General features: G+C 45.1%; 17 protein-coding genes. 10 read left to right on the top strand and 7 right to left on the bottom strand.

What is annotated here, in order from left to right:
- The 4 genes from JHD69_RS11100 to surE form a co-directional block, all read right to left on the bottom strand.
- Positions 1–441, bottom strand: a 441-nt coding sequence (locus tag JHD69_RS11100; RefSeq protein WP_233165867.1) for a LacI family DNA-binding transcriptional regulator, incomplete at its 3' end; no start/stop codon positions are given.
- A 93-nt stretch (positions 442–534) separates the two neighbouring features.
- Positions 535–1,638 carry a lipid-A-disaccharide synthase gene (gene lpxB, locus JHD69_RS11095; protein ID WP_199140282.1) on the bottom strand — a complete coding sequence of 368 codons (1,104 nt, stop codon included), beginning with the start codon at positions 1,636–1,638 and terminating at the stop codon, positions 535–537.
- 124 nt (positions 1,639–1,762) lie between these two features.
- On the bottom strand, positions 1,763–2,035 hold the full coding sequence (locus tag JHD69_RS11090; RefSeq protein ID WP_199140280.1) for a stationary phase survival protein SurE: 273 nt from the start codon (positions 2,033–2,035) through the stop codon (positions 1,763–1,765).
- Positions 2,036–2,037: 2 nt separating this feature from the next.
- Positions 2,038–2,877, bottom strand: a complete 840-nt coding sequence (gene surE / locus JHD69_RS11085; protein WP_199140278.1) for a 5'/3'-nucleotidase SurE — start codon at positions 2,875–2,877, stop codon at positions 2,038–2,040.
- A 189-nt stretch (positions 2,878–3,066) separates the two neighbouring features.
- On the opposite strand from surE, the gene JHD69_RS11080 reads away from it, so the two are divergent.
- Positions 3,067–6,000, top strand: coding sequence for a M16 family metallopeptidase (locus JHD69_RS11080; RefSeq protein WP_199140276.1), 2,934 nt, complete (start codon positions 3,067–3,069; stop codon positions 5,998–6,000).
- A 108-nt stretch (positions 6,001–6,108) separates the two neighbouring features.
- Entirely contained in the window at positions 6,109–8,511 is a 2,403-nt protein-coding gene (locus JHD69_RS11075) for a hypothetical protein (protein ID WP_199140274.1), read from the top strand.
- Between the two features lie 25 nt (positions 8,512–8,536).
- On the opposite strand, the gene JHD69_RS11070 is transcribed toward JHD69_RS11075, so the two are convergent.
- Entirely contained in the window at positions 8,537–8,722 is a 186-nt protein-coding gene (locus JHD69_RS11070) for a CsbD family protein (protein WP_199140272.1), read from the bottom strand.
- Positions 8,723–8,867: 145 nt separating this feature from the next.
- A complete protein-coding gene (gene acs, locus JHD69_RS11065) occupies positions 8,868–10,763 on the bottom strand; it encodes an acetate--CoA ligase (RefSeq protein WP_199140270.1) in 1,896 nt (631 codons plus the stop codon).
- 124 nt (positions 10,764–10,887) lie between these two features.
- Here acs and JHD69_RS11060 point away from each other — a divergent pair, with 124 nt between their 5' ends.
- The 8 genes from JHD69_RS11060 (at position 10,888) to JHD69_RS11025 (ending at position 17,360) form a co-directional block, all read left to right on the top strand.
- Positions 10,888–11,382, top strand: a complete 495-nt coding sequence (locus tag JHD69_RS11060) for a hypothetical protein (RefSeq protein WP_199140268.1) — start codon at positions 10,888–10,890, stop codon at positions 11,380–11,382.
- Positions 11,383–11,470: 88 nt separating this feature from the next.
- A complete protein-coding gene (gene rpmB, locus JHD69_RS11055; protein WP_199140266.1) occupies positions 11,471–11,704 on the top strand; it encodes a 50S ribosomal protein L28 in 234 nt (77 codons plus the stop codon).
- Between the two features lie 41 nt (positions 11,705–11,745).
- Positions 11,746–11,928, top strand: coding sequence for a 50S ribosomal protein L33 (rpmG, locus tag JHD69_RS11050; protein WP_008242799.1), 183 nt, complete (start codon positions 11,746–11,748; stop codon positions 11,926–11,928).
- Between the two features lie 83 nt (positions 11,929–12,011).
- The gene (locus JHD69_RS11045; RefSeq protein WP_199140264.1) at positions 12,012–12,173 is read left to right on the top strand and encodes a DUF4295 domain-containing protein; all 162 of its coding nucleotides are present in this window, start codon (positions 12,012–12,014) and stop codon (positions 12,171–12,173) included.
- Between the two features lie 72 nt (positions 12,174–12,245).
- A complete protein-coding gene (gene ftsY / locus JHD69_RS11040; RefSeq protein WP_199140262.1) occupies positions 12,246–13,208 on the top strand; it encodes a signal recognition particle-docking protein FtsY in 963 nt (320 codons plus the stop codon).
- 1 nt (position 13,209) lies between these two features.
- Positions 13,210–14,538 (top strand): 30S ribosomal protein S12 methylthiotransferase RimO, encoded by a 1,329-nt coding sequence (gene rimO / locus JHD69_RS11035; protein ID WP_199140260.1) that lies wholly within the window; start codon positions 13,210–13,212, stop codon positions 14,536–14,538.
- A 69-nt stretch (positions 14,539–14,607) separates the two neighbouring features.
- Positions 14,608–16,194, top strand: a complete 1,587-nt coding sequence (gene bshC / locus JHD69_RS11030; protein ID WP_199140258.1) for a bacillithiol biosynthesis cysteine-adding enzyme BshC — start codon at positions 14,608–14,610, stop codon at positions 16,192–16,194.
- A gap of 80 nt (positions 16,195–16,274) precedes the next feature.
- The gene (locus JHD69_RS11025; protein WP_199140256.1) at positions 16,275–17,360 is read left to right on the top strand and encodes an Ldh family oxidoreductase; all 1,086 of its coding nucleotides are present in this window, start codon (positions 16,275–16,277) and stop codon (positions 17,358–17,360) included.
- A gap of 110 nt (positions 17,361–17,470) precedes the next feature.
- Here the strand turns inward: JHD69_RS11025 and JHD69_RS11020 are convergent, their stop codons facing one another.
- The gene (locus JHD69_RS11020; protein WP_199140254.1) at positions 17,471–19,078 is read right to left on the bottom strand and encodes a SusD/RagB family nutrient-binding outer membrane lipoprotein; all 1,608 of its coding nucleotides are present in this window, start codon (positions 19,076–19,078) and stop codon (positions 17,471–17,473) included.
- Positions 19,079–19,090: the final 12 nt, after the last annotated feature.

Genomic DNA, 19,090 nt, shown 5'->3' with positions numbered 1-19,090 from the left:
CCCCCCCCCCCCCCCCCCCCCCCCCCCCCCCCCCCCCCCCCCCCCCCCCCCCCCCCCCCCCCCCCCCCCCCCCCCCCCCCCCCCCCCCCACCCATGTCGTGGTTCGTCGGCAGCGTCAGATGTGTACCCCCCCCCCCCCCTCGAATAAATAATTTTGTAGCCTCTTTTATAGGCCTTGTCTTCTATTAAACGTGCAATCCTGGAGAAAAACGAGTTGGAAATATCTTCAACAATAAGCCCAATGATGTTCGAATTGCCGGTTCTTAGGCTTCGGGCAATCTGGTTGGGCTTGTAACCGCTCTCGGCAATGATTTTTTGTACCTTCTTGATCACCGCATCGCTAATCGACTTTTCTTTGGCCTTTCCATTAATGATAAATGAAACCGTGGTAATAGATACCTTGGCCTTTAGTGCTATGTCTTTAATAGAGAGGGCTTTCATGTTTAGATTTTGCTGATCGCTTCAAATATATCATTAAAGTTCGAAAATAGCTTATTTAGAGCAGTTGTAGCACTTGCCATTTGTTAAATTATGTTATTTCAAGGCATCCACAATAAGCTTGGCTGTTCGCTGCGAAGCGCCTGCGCTACCCATTTTAATGGCCAGTTCTTCATAATCGGCCAACATTTTTACGCGCCCCTCTCCTTCGGTAACAAGTTTGAGGTTTTTTGCGATAAGTGCCACATTGCAGTCTTCCTGGATCAGTTCTTTGACCACTTCCCTATCCATAATGAGGTTAACCAAAGCAATAAACCTGATTTTTACCAGTAAACGCGCAATGGCCACCGACACGTTGCCGCCACGGTAAAGCACTACTTGGGGCACTTTGAACAAAGCGGTTTCTAAAGTGGCCGTGCCCGATGCTACCAAAGCCGCATGGGCATGGTGCAGCAACTGGTAGGTTTGCGAGAAAACCAAGTTGGCCGGCCTCTCGTTAATGTACTGCTGATAATACTGCTCGCTAAAGGTTGGTGCCGCACCAATCACAAACTGATAATCGGAGAACTGGCTTACCACGGCTAACATATCGGGCAACAAACGCTCTATTTCTTGTTTGCGGCTGCCTGGCAACAAGGCCACAATCGGTTTATCGCTCAACTGGTTGTCGGCCCTGAAATTAGGATTAGGCACAAACTGTCCGATTTCATCCAACAGGGGATTGCCCACATAATTTACTTCCATGCCCCATTCCTTGTAAAAACTAACCTCGAAAGGCAGGATGCAGAACATCTGGTCGACTATACGTTTGATTTTGAGCACACGTTTTTGGTTCCAGGCCCAAACCTTTGGCGAAATATAATAGCAAACCTTGATGCCTTGCTGCTTGGCAAACTCGGCGATTTTGAGGTTAAAGCCCGGAAAATCTATCAATATCAGCGCTTCGGGCCGGTAGGCTAAGATGTCGGCTTTGCAGGCTTTGAGGTTCTTGAAAATAGTGCGCAGGTTAAACAGTACTTCGGTAAAGCCCATAAAAGCCATGTCGGCGTAGTGCTTAACCAGCTCGCCACCTTCTGCCTGCATCTTATCGCCACCAAAATACCTGAACGTGGCGGTTGGATCTTCTAATTTCAATGCCTTCATCAAATTGGCTCCATGCAAATCGCCAGAGGCCTCGCCTGCTACAAGGTAATATTTCATTTGGTTTGGTTCATTAGTATCATTGGTGTCACCAGTTCATTAGAGGATTAGTCATGGGTTGATTGCTTTGTTGTTCAATTGCTATATTGTTTAACGGTAAACTATTCAACTTCGGGCTCCCATTTTAAAGCACCTTATAAAAAAAGAAGGCAAAGGCCCATAAAAATGTGATGCTTAAAATGCCGCGCCCCACATGCTCCTTATTGATTTTAAAAAAGTAGTTCATCAGAAAGGCATTGATGGCTACGCAGCCAATGAGCAATAAATCGGCATGTTGCAAAGCTTTAACATGTTGCATCAGGTACCAAACCAGGAAACCCGGCACCAGCGGGGCCAGCAAACCAACGGCCATGCCCATCCAAACGTTGTTTTTGATTGCCTTGATTTTTTCTTGCATGGCTAACCTAGATTTGCGCCATCCGGACCTGCGGTTTTCTCCACTTTCGATTGTGCCTTTGGCCTGGCGTTGAAGTCCCAGCCATTCAAAATTGGGATGGCATGGTGTGCAGTCAAGTCGAACTGAACCGGCACCACCGAAGCATAGCCATGATCCAATGCCCAAACATCAGTATCTTCGCCTTTGTCGTAGTTTTCGAACACACCGGTTAACCAGTAGTAAGGCCTTAGGTAGGGATCTTTTCTTTCTTCAAAATCTTCGGCCCATTTGGCATTGGCCTGCCTGCAGATTTTAATGCCTTTGATGTGTGCCCCTTTTGGGAAATTGACATTGAGCAGCGTAGCTTCAGGCAATCCGTGGCTCAGCACTTGCAGGGCGATAGTCTTGATAAATGGCTTGCAGTGGCTAAAATCGGCATCCTGGGCAAAATCATCGAGCGAAAACCCAATAGAGGGGATTTTCTCGATGGCACCTTCTACCGCGGCCGACATGGTACCCGAGTAAATGACATTGATCGAGTTGTTCAGTCCATGGTTGATGCCCGATACGCAAAGATCTGGCTTTTTGCCTTTAAACACCTTGTTGACGGCCAGTTTAACGCAATCGACCGGCGTACCCGAGCATTTGTACATCTCTACGCCAGGATAAAGGTCTACCCGATCGAACCGCAGCGGCTTGCCAATGGTAATGGCATGGCCCATGCCCGATTGGGGGCCATCGGGTGCCACTACAACAACATGTCCGATTTCCTGCATCACTTCGATGAGGTTTTTAATACCGAGAGCGGTAATTCCATCGTCGTTAACCACCAAAATGGTAGGCTTTTGGGTATCTTTATTCATACGGTAAAAATACGAGAAATAATCAGAAGCCCGGCTCCCGTTTTACAATAGTTAATTTTCATCCCATTTTTTTGGAAAAGTAATCGCCAGCCACTTATATTTGATCACTAACTTATTGGCCATCAAACATTCTTAACCACAAGCCAGGCTTGTCTTCGAATCTTGACCCACTTAAATCATATAAAACTGATGAAAACCAAACTCTTACTCTTTGTCTGTCTTTTGCTGGCGGGCAATCAATTATTGGCGCAGTCTACCTATCAATGGAAAACGGCCACCTCTGGAGGTTACACTTATAAATATGTAACCAACGACCCTTCTAAAACCCGTTTTTATACTTTGAAAAATGGACTAACCGCCATTCTTTCGCCCAACAATAAAGAGCCTAACATCCAATGGCGCATGAGCGTAAGAGCCGGCAGCAATACCGACCCTAAAACCAATACGGGTTTGGCGCATTACCTGGAGCATTTGCTTTTTAAGGGTACCGACAAATTTGGCACCAACAACTGGACCAAAGAAAAGCCCCTGCTCGACAAAATCGATGCGCTTTACGAAAAGTACAACAAAACAACCGACCCGGCCCAGCGCAAGGAAATCTACAAAGAAATAGATAAAACTTCTGGCGAAGCCTCGAACTTCTCTATTGCCAACGAATACGACAAAATGATTGCCGGCATTGGTGGCAATTCTTCTAATGCGCATACCTGGTACGAAGAAACCGTCTATAACGAAGATTTTCCTTCCAATGCCATCGATAAATTCCTGGCCATCCAAAGCGAGCGTTTCCGCAAGCCTATTTTCCGTATTTTCCATACCGAATTGGAAGCAGTGTACGAAGAAAAGAACCGTGGCTTAGACGACGACGGCAACAAATTGGATGAAGCCATGATGGACAAGCTTTTCCCTACGCACAACTACGGGCAGCAAACTACCATTGGTACCATCGAACACTTGAAAAACCCTTCGCTGGTAGAGATCAAAAAATACTACGATAAGTATTATGTGCCTAACAACATGGCCATCATTTTCGCAGGTGATTTCAATCCTGACGAGATGATCAAGAAGATAGACAAATCTTTCAGCTATATGGCACCCAAACCTGTAGTGCTGTACAATCCGGTTCCCGAAAAACCATTAACCAGCATCCAGAAAGTTGATGTATATGGCCCTAGCGCCGAGGCAGTAGAAATCTACTACCGCGGCTATCCCGAAAATTCGCAACAAAGCCTATTGCTCGAATTGATCCGTAGCATATTGACCAATGGCAAGGCCGGCTTGATCGACATTAACCTGAACAAGCAGCAAAAAGTGCTTAGGGCAAGTGCCAGCTATCAGCAAATGAAAGACTACGGCGTATTCAATCTTTCGGCCCAACCGAAACAAGGCCAAACTTTGGAACAAGTAGCCAAATTACTCTTGGAGCAGGTTGACTTGCTTAAACAAGGCAATTTTGACGACGAACTGCTCAAAGCGATCGTAGCCAACAGAAAGCTAAGCTTTTTACAGGCTTTCGACAGCAACAACAACAGGGCCGAAAACCTTTCGACAGAATTTATCCTGAACAGGGGTACCAAATGGGACAAAAACTTAGGTGAAATTGAAGCAACTTCAAAAATTACCAAGGCCCAAGTGGTAGCCTTTGCCAAAGAGTTCTTTAAAGACAACTACGTTATCGGCTATAAGCACAAAGGCGAAGACAAAAACGTAATCAAGGTTGAAAAACCTGCCATTACGCCAATCAACGCGAACGCCAACTTGACCTCGCCATTTGTAAAAAGCATTTTAGAGGCTCCGGTAAAGCCGATTGCGCCTAAATTCTTAGATTACCAAAAAGACATCGCCTATGGCAAAGTTGGTATTGCCGATTTGTTGGCCACCAAAAACAACGACAATTCTATCTTCAGAATGACTTACAGGCTGAACATCGGTGCCAACAACTATAAACTGTTACAATATGCCTCAAGCTACCTGCCTTACCTAGGTACAGACAAATATAGCGCCGAAGACCTGAGCAAGCAGTTTTATAACATTGCCTGCACCTACAACCTAAGCGTTGGCGCAGATAACACAACCATCAGCATCAGTGGTTTGCAGGAAAACTTCGACAAAGCGGTAAGTTTGGTTGAGCATATCCTTGCCCACGTAAAAGTAAACGAAAAAGCGCTGGAAGAACTGAAAAGCAGCATCTTGAAAGGCCGTGAAAATGCCAAGCTCAACAAAGGCCAAATTATGAATGCCCTGACTTCTTACGCACAATATGGCAGCTTAAACCCTTTCAATAATGTGCTGACCAACGAAGAGGTAAAAAACATCAAAGCCTCCGACCTGGTTGATTTGCTGCACAACCTGACCAATTACGAGCATATCATTACTTATTACGGACCAAAAGATCTGGCCAGCATTGCGCCTGAAATCAAAAAACAGCATTTATTGCCCAAAGAGTTTACTCCGGCTGCCCCTGCAAAAGCGTACACCTATACAACGCAGGATGCCAATAAGGTATATTTTGCCAATTACGACATGGTGCAATCGGAAATCCGCTGGTTGAGAAACACCGGGGTTTACAACAAAAACGATGCGGCCAGCATCCAGGTATTTAACAGCTATTTTGGCGGAGGTATGGGTTCTATCGTTTTCCAAACCATTAGGGAATCGAAAGCATTAGCCTACTCTACTTTTGCCACTTATGTATCGCCAGACAGGGCCGACAAACAGTACAGCATGGTAGCTTATGTTGGCAGCCAAGCCGATAAAATGACTGATGCCGTAAACGGAATGAACGAGCTGCTGAACGTGTTGCCAAAAAGCGAAAAATCGTTCGATGGCGCCAAGGCAAACGTGGTTAACAATATAGAAACCGCCCGCATTACCAAAGATGCTGTGATTTACAGCTACCTGGCCGACAAAAAACTAGGCTACGACCACGATTCGAGAATCGATCTTTACAGAGAACTTAAACCGATCAATTTCGACAGTATTAAAGCCTTCCATGGCGAAAAAATTGCCAATAAGCCATACACCTACCTGATTGTGGCTTCTGATAAGAGAGTGAAATTGGAAGACATGCAGAAATTTGGCACAGTAACCACTTTAACCTTAGAGCAATTGTTCGGCTACTAAGTCAACAGCAGCTCATGTGCAAAGGCCGTTTCGATGATGTCGAAGCGGCCTTTGTGTTGATTAGACAACCCATTTCCTATTTTAGGAGATTAAAGCTATTTTTAACGCATGCGCTTCCTACCCCTCGTTATCTTGTTTGTGTTCTTAAGTTTGTGGGCAAATGCCCAAGACCCTTTAGACAACCGCCTGAAGGCTTATGGCGAAGCCAAACAAAATGCCAACCTCTTTGTGCATTTCGACAAAAACGTTTACACCAACTACGAAACGGTATGGTTTACAGCCTACCTGATCAGGAAAAGTAAATCTCCCATCAATGAGCACAAACTCATTTCGGTAGCTTTGATTAGGGATGCCGACAGTACAGTGGTGATTGAAGAACGATTTCCGATGCAGAACGGCCTGGCTTTTGGCAGCCTTGTTTTACCCGATTCGTTATTAACGGGCGATTATCGCTTGCTTGCCATCACCGATAGACTGGTCAACAACAGTCCTGAAGCCATGTTTGTACAGCCGATTACCATTAAAACCAATATGAGCGAACCGTTTAAGGCCAGCATGAAACTATTAGAACCCAGCAACAACAAAGTGCTGCTTTCGGTTACCTCTAAAGACAACCGCTTTTTGCCCAAGCCAACTACCGTAAGTTATAAATATGGTAATTTGACAAAAACAGCCAAAACAGATGCATCTGGACAACTTTTGTTGGAGCTCCCCAAACAAGAAAACATTTCGGACCCCAACTTGCGCGTTAAGCTCAAATACGAAAAAGACAGCAGCTTGATCAGTATGGCCCTACCATTGGATAAAAACAGGGCAATCGTAAAGTTTTATCCCGAAGGTGGAAATTTAGTTGCCGGTTTGCCCATGAACATTGCCTGGGAGGTGAAAGACCAATTTCAGATGCCACTTGCGCTCTCCGCCTTGCTGTTCAAGAACAACAAAGTAATCGACACCATCGAAACCAGCAGCTATGGCATGGGCAAGTTCAGGTTGCTGGCCGATGCTGGCGCGGATTATACGGTAAAACTGATCCATTCGGGCTTGAGAGACAGTATTTATCATTTACCTATGTCGTTAGAGAAAGGCATCAGCTTAAGTATTGCCGAAGCCCTTGCGCAAGACAGCCTCCGGATCGGCCTGCGCACCAACAACCCTAAAAAACTGATTATCCGCATCCATAACTTCAGGGAAAACTTTATATATGCACCTTTTGAGATGGAACAACAGTTCAGAACCCTCAAAATTCCACTAACCGAGGTTCCCAAAGGACTTAACACCATCACCATTACCGACAGTTTGGATAGGCCATTGGCCGAACGTATGTTTTTTGCCCATTACGACAACACCTCGAAACTGAGCCTCAATACCGACGAACAAAATTACGCGCAAAGGCAAAAGGTAAGCCTGAGCCTAAAGCTCGACAGTAAAATCGAAAATGCCATCGTTTCTATCGCCTGTGTACAAGACAATAGGCTTAACGGCAAAAATGCCAACGATATCGAGAGCTATACTTTTTTGAACAACGAACTTGAACAACTGCCCCTCAATCTTAACGGCCAAGCCTACAAAGACAAGGCTTACCTTGAGCAGGTGTTATTGGTTAAAGGCTGGCGAAGATATACCTGGCAAGAGCTACAGCAATTCAACACCAACGCTGCTGACCTTAAAACAGATAGCCTGGAAGTGATCGGAAAAATCACCAAATCGAAAAAAGAGCTGACAGAGCCCGTTACCATCGGCATATTTAATCCGCAGCAAATGGCTTTTGCAACCAGCAGCAACACCGGCTTGTTCAATTTCAACACCAGCGAGCTGATGGCAGAAGCCGGCAAAAAAATGTACCTGTTTATCAATGCCAAAAACAAACTGCCATACCACATTGAAGTAGTCGATGCATTTAGCGATATGAATGCCAAATTGAGGCACCAGATTTCCTATCAAAACAACATTTTGCCTTCCAACCTGTTAAACAACAGCGAACTCGTGCTCAAAAGCAACGAAAAAGCCATCAGGCTTAAAGAAGTGACCATTACAGCCAAAAAAGACAACCATCTCAATTTTGGCAGAGGGCTACCCGGCAGCAATGCTTGTGGCGATTATGTATGCCGGTACAACATCCTCAATTGCCCCAACCATATTGGTGACCCAAACAATACCCAGCCAGTTCCAGGCCGAATGTACATAACAAACGGTCATTCGATGTTGTACACCGAGTGCAAAGAGAGCATAGCCAGCAATGGCAACGAAATCTTCACGCCGGTAAAGGGCATCCGATTACAGAAGGAATTTTACCTGAACGACTTTAAAGAACCCCAAGAGCCTGCATTCTTCTCAACGGTTTATTGGAATTATGCAACACTGCTCAAAGGCGGAAAAACTCAAGATATCAGCTTTTATACCAGCGACATTACCGGAAAATTCAGGATTGTGGTACAGGGCTTAACCGACAACGATGTGATCTATGCCGAACGCTTTTTCGAAGTGAAAGCCAAACAAAAAAGCGACCCCTAAAAGAAGTCGCTCGTTGATGTAAAAATCAGAGAGAATTAATCCATTTTACCAATTCGTCTCTTGCTTTACCAGTTTTTTGCTGCAATCGGCCCAACAATTCGTCGTCCTGGCCCTCTTCGTGTTTCAGATCATCGTCAGTTAAATCTGCGTAGGCCTGCTTCACCTTTCCTTTGATCTCGTTCCACTTTCCTTTCAATTCTAGCTTATCCATAGGTTTTTTGATTTAGTTCAATACTCTATTTGTTAGCTAAATAACAGACCAGCACGGTTATTGTTTTTAAAAGATTGGATAGTTATGTTTTGAGATTATTAAAGGGGTGAATTAATTCCAGCTTTAGACTTTCACCTTCCGCCACTTAAAGCTGTCTCGATTTACCAATAATCTCCTGTACCACCGCTGGATCTAGCAAAGTGCTGATATCGCCTAAATTCGAAGTATCGCCTTCGGCCACCTTGCGCAAAATACGGCGCATAATTTTACCCGACCTCGTTTTAGGCAAACCCGATACAAACAAAATCTTATCGGGTTTGGCAATGGCTCCAATAATACGCGTTACGGTTTGCAGGATATCCTTTCTGGTCAATTCTTCATCCTTGCTCAATCCCGGATAGATGACAAAGGCAAAAATGCCTTGTCCCTTGACCTCGTGCGGATAGCCGACCACGGCACTTTCGATTACACCAGCATGCATATTGATGGCATTTTCAACTTCGGCCGTGCCAATACGGTGGCCAGAAACGTTAATTACATCGTCAACCCTTCCGGTAATGCGGTAGTAGCCATCTTTGTCGCGCAAGCAGCCATCGCCTGTAAAATAAAGGTTTTCGTAGGTAGAAAAATAAGTTAAACGGCAACGCTCATGGTCGCCATAAGTGGTACGCAACATGCCAGGCCACGGAAACCTGATGCACAAATTACCATTAACACCATTGCCTTCGATTTCCTTGCCCTGCTCATCAACCAAGATAGGCTGTATGCCCGGCAAGGGCAGGGTAGCAAAGCTCGGCTTGGTTGGCGTTACAAAGGCGATAGGCGAAATCATGATCCCTCCGGTTTCGGTTTGCCACCAGGTATCAACAATCGGGCAGTTTTTCTTGCCTATCTCTTCGTCGAACCAGTGCCAAGCCTCTTCGTTAATCGGCTCTCCTACCGAACCCAATACACGCAGGCTGCTCAAATCTTTGCCCTGAACAGGCGCTGAGCCAAATCCCATTAACGACCGGATGGCCGTAGGTGCGGTATACAATATATTGACCTGATGCTTTTCTACAATATCCCAGAACCTCGAAGCATTCGGATAAGTCGGAATGCCTTCGAACATCAGCGTGGTGGCACCTTGCGAGAGCGGTCCGTAAACAATATACGAGTGGCCGGTAATCCAACCGATATCGGCCGTACAGAAATATACTTCTCCTGGCTGGTAATTGAAAACATTAGAAAAAGTATAGCCGGCATACACCATGTAGCCACCACAGGTATGCACTACGCCTTTGGGCTTGCCGGTAGAACCCGAAGTATAGAGGATAAACAGCATGTCTTCGGCGTCCATTTCTTCGGCCGGGCAGTTCGAATCAACCAATTTGATCTCGTCTTCCCACCAGCAGTCTCTTCCTTTAAGCATCGATACCGGCGTACGGGTATGCGTAAGCACGATTACTTTTTCGATGGTAGGGCAGCCGATCAGGGCATCATCTATCACTTCCTTCAACTGGATCTGCTTATTGCCCCGGAATGCGCCATCGGCGGTTACCACCACCTTACAGGCGGCATCGTTGATACGGTCGGCGATAGATTTGGCAGAAAAACCGCCAAACACCACCGAGTGCACGGCGCCAATACGGGCACAGGCCAGCACAGCCACGGCCAATTCGGGTACCATAGGCATGTAGATGCACACACGGTCGCCCTTTTGCACGCCATTCTTTTTAAGCACATTGGCAAACCTGCAAACCTGTTCGTGCAGTACGCGGTAAGTCAAGGTAATGCTTTCCTTTTCAGGATCGTTGGGTTCCCAAACAATGGCGGGCGTATCGCCATTTTCGGCAAGGTGCCTGTCTAGGCAGTTTTCGGTAATATTGAGTTTGGCTCCTTCGAACCATTTGATATCGGGTGTGGTAAAATTCCACGACAGTACATGGTCCCATTTCTTTTTCCAAAGGAAATTGGAGGCTATGCCTGCCCAGAACTCTTCTGGCTGGTTAATGCTTTTTTGGTACGTTTCTTGGTATTCTTCAAAGGAATTGATCTGCATATAGGTAATTTTAGGTATATGGTTAGCCAAATATAATCGTTAATCGCCAAAAATTTAGAAAAACCATGGCCATAAATACCGCAAATCGTATATTTGATACAATTACTATTAACTGAAACACACCATGAAACAAAAACTTTTCCTTTTGCTATTCCTTTTTATTGGAATAGCCACGGCTAATGCCAGCATTATCAAGAACAGCAACCTGCAAACCGACACCTTGAAAAAAGGCAAGAATTATATCCTTTTTAACAAATCGGCAAACATAGACGAGGTGAATTTCAGCGTCAACAAAAAGAAAGAGAACGTATTGGTTATCCGTTTCGGCTATCCTAATCCGGGTGCGCCTACCAACAACATTAACGGCGCCATACAGCAAAGTAAAACCCAATATGGCGAACCTGAAGCCATTCCGGTTTTCGACAAGATCGAAATCGTTAAAGGCAAATACGAAAACATCAAAGTGGAGAAGGAAAATACGCTCAGAAACAGATTTACGTTAACAGAGCTTCAATTTCCTTTGCATTTAAAGTTAACCAGCGGCAAGGAAACCATCGAATTTGAGCTTCAGGAGGCTGGTTATTGGAACATGGCCATTATGCTCAAAAAAAATAATTAGCATTCGCTTGACGTTTACAAAAAAAATTCTGATATTTGCAAACTCTTAAAAATTAAGAAGTAGCGAACAATCAAATAATAATAAAGTCATGTCAAGAGTTTGTGATTTAACCGGAAAAATGGCGATGTCGGGACATAATGTTTCTCACTCGAACGTTAAAACGAAACGCAAGTTTTACCCGAACCTACAGCTTCAGAAATTTTATATCCCTGAAGAAGATCGTTGGATAACACTAAAAGTGTCTACTTCGGCTATCAAAACCATCAATAAAATTGGTATTTCAGAAGCCATCAACCGCTTCGTGAAAAAAGGATATTTGTAAAAAACACTTGCTGATCTGTATCGGCATTAACAAAAAATAAAATGGCAAAAAAAGGCAATAGAGTACAGGTTATTTTAGAGTGCACTGAGCATAAAACTAGTGGTATGCCAGGTATGTCTAGATATATTTCTACCAAGAACCGTAAAAACACTACCGAGCGTTTAGAATTGAAAAAATTCAACCCTGTATTGAAAAAAGTAACCGTACACAAAGAAATTAAATAAGGTTGAAGGCCGGAAGCAAAAGGTTTAAGGCTTTAAATCCTCATTCACTTGATCTTTCACTCAATCATTAAACTTAATAAGACATGGCAAAGAAAGTAGTTGCAACCCTTAAAACAGGTACCGGAAAAGAGTATTCGAAAGTAATTACAATGACAAGATCACCAAAAACTGGTGCTTATTCTTTCAAAGAAATCATTGTACACAACGATCACGTAAAAGATGCGCTTGCTAACAACAGCAAGTAGTCTTATCCACGAATAGCATGAAAGGCCGTTCCGTATTAAACGGAAGGGCTTTTTTTATTTTAACAACATTTTATGGGTCTATTTGATTTTTTCAAGAAAAAAGAAACCGCGCCAGAAGCTCAGGAAGCTTTAGACAAAGGCCTGGAAAAAACCAAAGAAGGTTTTTTGAGCAAAATCACCAAGGCGGTTGCCGGCAAATCGACGGTAGACGACGACGTGCTCGATAACCTGGAAGGCGTTTTGATTACTTCTGACGTTGGGGTAGCCACTACCCTAAAAATCATCGAGCGCATTGAGGCCAGGGTAGCCAGAGACAAATATTTATCGACCGCCGAGTTTAACCACCTGCTGCGCGACGAAATCCAGCTCATGCTGGCCGAAAACAACAGCAATGATTTCCGTAATTTCGAATACGGCAACCACAAGCCTTACGTTATTATGGTGGTAGGCGTAAATGGCGTGGGCAAAACCACAACCATCGGCAAACTGGCGCACAAACTAAAAAATGAAAATCTGAAAGTGGTATTGGGCGCGGCCGATACTTTCCGCGCCGCGGCTGTAGACCAGATCAAACTTTGGGGCGAGCGCGTAGGCGTACGCGTAGTGGCACAGGCGATGGGTTCTGATCCTGCTTCCGTTGCCTTCGATACCCTGCAATCGGCGGTTGCCAATCAGGAAGATGTAGTGATTATCGATACGGCCGGCCGTTTGCACAACAAAATCGGCTTGATGAACGAGCTGGGCAAAATCAAGAACGTGATGCAAAAAGTAGTGCCTCATGCTCCACACGAAATCTTGCTGGTACTAGATGGCTCTACCGGGCAAAACGCATTTGAGCAATGCAAACAGTTTACCGAAGCCACCGACGTGAACGCATTGGCCATTACCAAATTAGACGGTACGGCCAAAGGCGGCGTAGTGATCGGTATTTCCGACCAGTTTAAAATTCCAGTAAAATATATCGGCGTTGGCGAAAAAATGGACGACTTGCAGTTGTTCGACAAAAAAGAATTCGTTAACTCCCTTTTCAAATAAAATGATTACAAAAAAGGCTATAAAATCGGTTACCAAACCTAAAATCAACGTGATTACCCTAGGCTGTTCTAAAAACACCTACGATTCGGAAGTATTGATGGGACAGCTGCGTGGCAATAACCTTGCCGTTGAGCACGAATCCAATCGCTTAGGCAAAGATGATATCGTGGTAATCAACACCTGCGGTTTTATCGACAATGCCAAGCAGGAATCGATTGATACGATTTTGCAATATAGCCAGCTTAAAGACGAAGGCAAAGTTGGAAAAGTAATTGTTACCGGCTGTCTTTCTGAGCGCTACAAGCCCGAACTCGAATCGGAAATTACCAACGTAGATGCCTATTTTGGCACCAACGACCTGCAGAATATCCTGCATACCCTTGGCGCCAATTACAAGCACGAGCTGATTGGTGAGCGTTTGCTCACTACTCCATCGCATTTTGCCTATTTTAAGATTGCCGAAGGCTGTAACCGTCCCTGTTCATTTTGTGCCATTCCGTTAATGCGTGGCAAGCACGTTTCGAGAGACATGAACGAATTGGTAAACGAGGCCAAAATATTGGCGGCCAATGGCACCAAGGAACTGATTTTGATTGCACAGGATTTGACCTACTACGGCCTCGACATTTATGGCAAACGCAACCTCGACGAATTATTGCGCCGCCTTTCTGATGTAAACGGCATTGAGTGGATCAGGTTGCAATACGCCTACCCTTCTGGCTTCCCCATGGAAATTCTGGATGCCATGAACGAACGCGAAAACATCTGCAAATACCTGGACATGCCTTTGCAACACATTACAGACAACATGCTGAAATCGATGCGCAGGGGAATTACCAAGCAAAAAACCATCGATATCGTGAACGAAATCAGGGCCAAGGTACCGAACATCGCCATGCGTACCACTTTAATTTGTGGCTATCCCGGCGAAACCGAAAGAGATTTCGAAGAAATGTACAATTGGGTAGAAGAAACCCGTTTCGATCGCCTGGGCTGCTTTACCTACTCGCACGAAGAAAAAACACATGCCTACAATTTGGTTGACGATGTTCCTGAAGAGGTGAAACAAGAACGCGTAGATGCCATTATGGAACTGCAGCAAGGTATTTCTTTCGATATCAACCAAACCAAGATTGGCCAAACCTACAAAGTATTGGTAGACAGAAAAGAAGGCGATTTCTTTATTGGCCGTACCGAGTTCGACTCGCCCGAGGTAGACAACGAAGTACTGATCGATGCCCATTCTGGCTATGCCGCCGTTGGCAGTTTTGTTCAGGTTAAAATAGACCGTGCCGAAGATTTCGACCTGTATGGACAAATTGTAAAATAAACATAGCTGCTATCATTTTGACCGCATTAATTTGCAACTTGCCCGAATATTGTCAAAGTTCAAACCCAGATGAAGGCTAAATACATCTCCTACCAAGATACCCACTCGTTTTCTAAACTTGTTTTAGATTATGTAGACGACGAAGAATTCCTGCGCCCTTTTTACAACTTCAGGCCAGATATGCAAGGGCTGAAACAAGCCGTGGCCGCCAGGAATTTTAAAGGAGACCGAAAAATACTGGTCGACGTTTTAACCCAGCAATACCAGCACCTTCAAACCCATCAGGCCGTTAGCCAAAATATTGCGCTCCTGGCCAATGAAAATACGTTTACAGTAACCACGGGCCATCAGCTCAACCTCTTTACCGGCCCCCTGTATTTCATCTACAAAATAGTAACCACCATTAATTTAGCCATCGAGTTAAAAATGGCCAACCCCGAGAAGAACTTTGTTCCGGTGTATTGGATGGCTACCGAAGACCACGATTTTGAGGAAATCAACCACGTTAGCGTGGATGAAAAAAACATCAGCTGGATTCAGCAGACCAATGGTGCTACCGGTCGTTTGAGTACCAAGACCGTTGTCGCCGCCGTCACGGCATACAAAGGTTATTTGGGCATCAGCAAAAATGGCAAGAAATTGGCCAAACTGATAGAAAATGCCTACCTCAACAATGATAATTTGGCAGAGGCTACCCGTGTATTGGTCAACAGCCTATTTGAACAGTATGGCTTGGTAATCATCAATGCGGATGATGCCCAGCTCAAAAAAGAATTCGCACCGATTATTGAGCGGGATATTCTTGGACAACACAGTTCAAAACTGACCGAACAAACCAGCGAAGAACTGACTAAAAACGGCTATAAAACACAGGTTAACGGACGTGAAATCAATTTCTTCTACCTGATAGACAACCTGAGGGAACGGATAATCGAAAAAGATGGCTTGTATACGGTTAACCATACCGATATCAGCTTTACACAGGCCACATTGGTTAAGGAAATAGACGAACATCCTGAAAGGTTTAGTCCGAATGTGATCATGCGACCGCTTTACCAGGAAGTGATTTTGCCCAATATTGCCTACATTGGCGGTGGCGCCGAAGTTTCTTATTGGATGCAGCTCAAAGCCAATTTCGATTATTATCAAATCGATTTTCCTGTTTTGTTGCTGCGCAATTCGGCTTTGCTGATTGATCAGCGCAGTGCAGACAACCTCCACAAACTCGGCTTCAAATTTGAAGATGCCTTTTTAAGTACCGAGACCCTGCAAAAAAGATGGATCAATGAAAACAGCGAGGCTAATTTAAACCTGGCCGACGAAACCCGGGCTATACAGGCCGTTTTTGACCAGATCAAGCTGCATGCCTTCAAAATTGACAAAACCCTGGAAAGTTCGGCCGATTCGGCTAAAACAAAAACCAGCCACTTGTTGGCCAATTTGGAGAAAAAATTGTTCAGGGCCGAAAAACGCAAACATGATGTTTCGTTAAAACAGATAGAAAATGTAAAGAACAGGCTTTTCCCTAATGGCACCTTGCAAGAACGCGTGCTTAACCTGGCTCCGATGTATGTCAATTATGGCGACGATTTTATTGCTTCGCTCATTGAAAACTTCCAGCCATTGGGTGGCGATTTTACTTTGCTGCTTCCATAAAGTATAGGTTAAGGCTCAAGTCTCAATACTCATATCTCAATACTCACATCTCAAAACCCACGTCTCATAGCCCACCAAGAATGAACTTTATCACTTTTACCGAAGAACAGCTCCGAAGCTTTACCTACAGTGTTTTTAAACAGATGGGCTGTACCGATGCGCACGCCAATCTGGCAACCGATGTACTGATCCGTTCTGATTTGCGTGGCATTGATTCGCATGGCGTAGCCCGTTTAAGTGGCTATGTGCGCCTTTGGGAAAAACAGCGGATCAATGCTACTCCTAATATTAAAGTTGTACATGAAACACCTACCACCGCCACCGTTGACGGTGATGGCGGATTGGGCCTGGTGGTAGCACCATTTGCCATGCAAATTGCCATGCAAAAGGCCAAGCAATATGGGAGCGGCTGGGTAGCGGTTAAAAATTCGAACCATTTTGGTATTGCTGGCTATCATGCTTTATTGGCTGTTGAGCAAGATATGATTGGCATGAGCATGACCAATGCAAGCCCACTGGTAGCCCCAACTTATGCCAACGAACGGTTATTGGGCACCAATCCTATTTGTTATGCTTTTCCGGCAGGACAACATCCTCCTGTGGTAGTTGACATGGCTACCGCAGCAGCAGCCAATGGCAAACTGGAAATTGCGCAAAGAGCCAATACGGCTATTCCGGATGGCTGGGTGCAAGACGCCAACGGGCAACAATCGACCAACCCGAACGAATTAAAAAACGGAGGCTCATTATTGCCTTTAGGAAGCGATAAGGCCCATGGCAGCCACAAGGGCTACGGCCTGGGTGCTACGGTCGATATTTTATCGGCAGTACTTTCTGGCGCCAATTACGGTCCATGGGTACCTCCTTTCGTGGCCTTTTTAGAGCCTCCTACCGATCCGGTGGGCGAAGGCATTGGCCACTTTCTGGGTGCCATGCGCGTAGATGGATTCAGGCCCATTACTGATTTTAAAAACCACCTCGACAACTGGATTGAACGTTTTAAAGGCGCTGCCACGGTTGACCCAGACCAAAAGGTGATCATCCCCGGCGAGCCCGAACACGCTTTTGAACAAGCAAGAAAACTGGAAGGCATCCCACTCATCGATGTGGTGGTTCACGACCTGAACGAATTGGCCGCCAAGCTCGGCATAGCTAAACTCCATTAAAAAAGAAAGGGAAGCCCTAGGCGTTCCCTTTCATCACCAACTTATAAACTATAAGCTAATCTACATCACATAACAGCTTTGATGCAGATCATCTTATCTTGCTATTCTATTTAAGGCATCCAGTACAGTTTTTTGGCTGATTGTGCTGTTTTATCGGCTCCTCCGGTCACTGCTGTCCAATTGGTACCGTTGTTGGTCTGCTCATCATCTGGATAAGGCAAACGTACAATGTTCGATGGCGCAGCCGTAGCATCTCGTGGCACCAAACCAGTCCTTCTTACAATGGCCCAAGCTTCTGCCGGCTGCCAGGTAGTGGCAATCCAAGCCTGCGTAGCAATTTTGGTTAAGGCATCATTGTCATTAGCACCATTGTACAATACTTTGGGGTTGCTTAACATCGTTGTCATTTCTGTCGCCGTTGGCGGTGTAGGCACGCGACCAGCCCATCTTGGCGATTTTTGGGTATAATAGTACCAGAAATCGACCGAAGCTTTAACTCCTGCTTCGTATTCGGCTTTTGCAGTTACGATGTTTTTGCTCACACCCATACCACGCTGGTAGATTTCGGCCTTTAGGAAATGTACATCGGCCTCTGAAATAATCAGTGTTGGGCGGTATTTATTATCGGTGGCCAAGTAAATGTTAAAGGCCGAGAATATATTTCCCGGATCGCTGCCAACTGGTTTCTTAACGATTGAGTTAACAGGATCATTAGGATAAGGGTTTCCCCCATCCACAACAGAGAGGTTTTGCGGAGCAGGCACCCATTTATCGGCATTGTTGGTCATGAACCAGATTTTGCAGCGCGGATCGAAGATGCCCGAACCATCATTGGCCATTGTTGACGACATCTGGTTCCACATATTGCTACCCATACGCAAAGCCGAAACTGAGGCTTCGCGGAATATGTAATAATAGTCTACTTCAACATTTACCGCTGCTGGCCAAAATCCGAAGTTGTCTTTTTCAAGGGCTCCCAGGCTCTGTGCATTAGGCAGAGGCTTATTGTTATTGATGATATCGGTAATGATGCCACTGGCAAGCGTCTGCTCTTTATTGTACAAGCGTACGGCATAACGGAGCAAGATGGCGTTTCCAAATTTCCTGTAGGCTGTTATGTCATTGCCCAGGAAAGAATCGGAAGACCCGATGTTGGTTTGTGTGGCATCGGTTGAAAGGCCATTTACTGCCGCCTGCAGGCCTGTAAGAACGCTTCTATAGATATCTGCTTCCTTATCATAACTAGGACGATAAAAATCTGCCCCGGTCGAAGCCACACCTGCTTTAGAATAAGGGATGTCACCATAATAATCCAACATATGCAGGGTTTTGGCCGCCATCAGGATAGCGGCCATGTTTTTTACATTGGCAAAAGTTCCACTATTTGGGTTCTTGTTGATCAATGCCATCATCTGCTGGTAGTTTTTCAACGAGGTGTAGTAGTTTGACCAGGGACTATTGATGTAATTAAGGTAATTGGCCGTTTTACTTTGTACAGCCTGCTGGTTGGCGGCATGCCAAAACAAAGCCACGTACATGGTTTGGTCTTCGTCTTTGATCATGCTGGCAGCCACGTTATTAAATAGGGCTGGTATAGAAGCCGAATTAACGCTGCCTTCGTTGTAGGGCGTATTCATTTCGGTAAAATCCTTCGTACATCCGGTTAAGGCAAGGATTGCTAAAACAACCCATTTGCCATATATTTTTCTTGCTTTCATGCGAATCTCTTA

Origin of the sequence: Pedobacter sp. ASV12 (assembly GCF_016429155.1) — a bacterium.
Lineage (GTDB): Bacteria > Bacteroidota > Bacteroidia > Sphingobacteriales > Sphingobacteriaceae > Pedobacter.
The sequence above is the reverse complement of the archived record's forward strand: the minus strand, read 5'-3'. Positions and strand labels throughout refer to the sequence as shown.

What these genes read in the sequence shown, in the direction of transcription:
- lpxB (WP_199140282.1), bottom strand. Translation starts at nt 1,638, where the DNA reads ATGAAATATTACCTTGTAGCAGGCGAGGCCTCTGGCGATTTGCATGGA.
- JHD69_RS11090 (WP_199140280.1), bottom strand. Translation starts at nt 2,035, where the DNA reads ATGCAAGAAAAAATCAAGGCAATCAAAAACAACGTTTGGATGGGCATG.
- surE (WP_199140278.1), bottom strand. Translation starts at nt 2,877, where the DNA reads ATGAATAAAGATACCCAAAAGCCTACCATTTTGGTGGTTAACGACGAT.
- JHD69_RS11080 (WP_199140276.1), top strand. Translation starts at nt 3,067, where the DNA reads ATGAAAACCAAACTCTTACTCTTTGTCTGTCTTTTGCTGGCGGGCAAT.
- JHD69_RS11075 (WP_199140274.1), top strand. Translation starts at nt 6,109, where the DNA reads ATGCGCTTCCTACCCCTCGTTATCTTGTTTGTGTTCTTAAGTTTGTGG.
- JHD69_RS11070 (WP_199140272.1), bottom strand. Translation starts at nt 8,722, where the DNA reads ATGGATAAGCTAGAATTGAAAGGAAAGTGGAACGAGATCAAAGGAAAG.
- acs (WP_199140270.1), bottom strand. Translation starts at nt 10,763, where the DNA reads ATGCAGATCAATTCCTTTGAAGAATACCAAGAAACGTACCAAAAAAGC.
- JHD69_RS11060 (WP_199140268.1), top strand. Translation starts at nt 10,888, where the DNA reads ATGAAACAAAAACTTTTCCTTTTGCTATTCCTTTTTATTGGAATAGCC.
- rpmB (WP_199140266.1), top strand. Translation starts at nt 11,471, where the DNA reads ATGTCAAGAGTTTGTGATTTAACCGGAAAAATGGCGATGTCGGGACAT.
- rpmG (WP_008242799.1), top strand. Translation starts at nt 11,746, where the DNA reads ATGGCAAAAAAAGGCAATAGAGTACAGGTTATTTTAGAGTGCACTGAG.
- JHD69_RS11045 (WP_199140264.1), top strand. Translation starts at nt 12,012, where the DNA reads ATGGCAAAGAAAGTAGTTGCAACCCTTAAAACAGGTACCGGAAAAGAG.
- ftsY (WP_199140262.1), top strand. Translation starts at nt 12,246, where the DNA reads ATGGGTCTATTTGATTTTTTCAAGAAAAAAGAAACCGCGCCAGAAGCT.
- rimO (WP_199140260.1), top strand. Translation starts at nt 13,210, where the DNA reads ATGATTACAAAAAAGGCTATAAAATCGGTTACCAAACCTAAAATCAAC.
- bshC (WP_199140258.1), top strand. Translation starts at nt 14,608, where the DNA reads ATGAAGGCTAAATACATCTCCTACCAAGATACCCACTCGTTTTCTAAA.
- JHD69_RS11025 (WP_199140256.1), top strand. Translation starts at nt 16,275, where the DNA reads ATGAACTTTATCACTTTTACCGAAGAACAGCTCCGAAGCTTTACCTAC.
- JHD69_RS11020 (WP_199140254.1), bottom strand. Translation starts at nt 19,078, where the DNA reads ATGAAAGCAAGAAAAATATATGGCAAATGGGTTGTTTTAGCAATCCTT.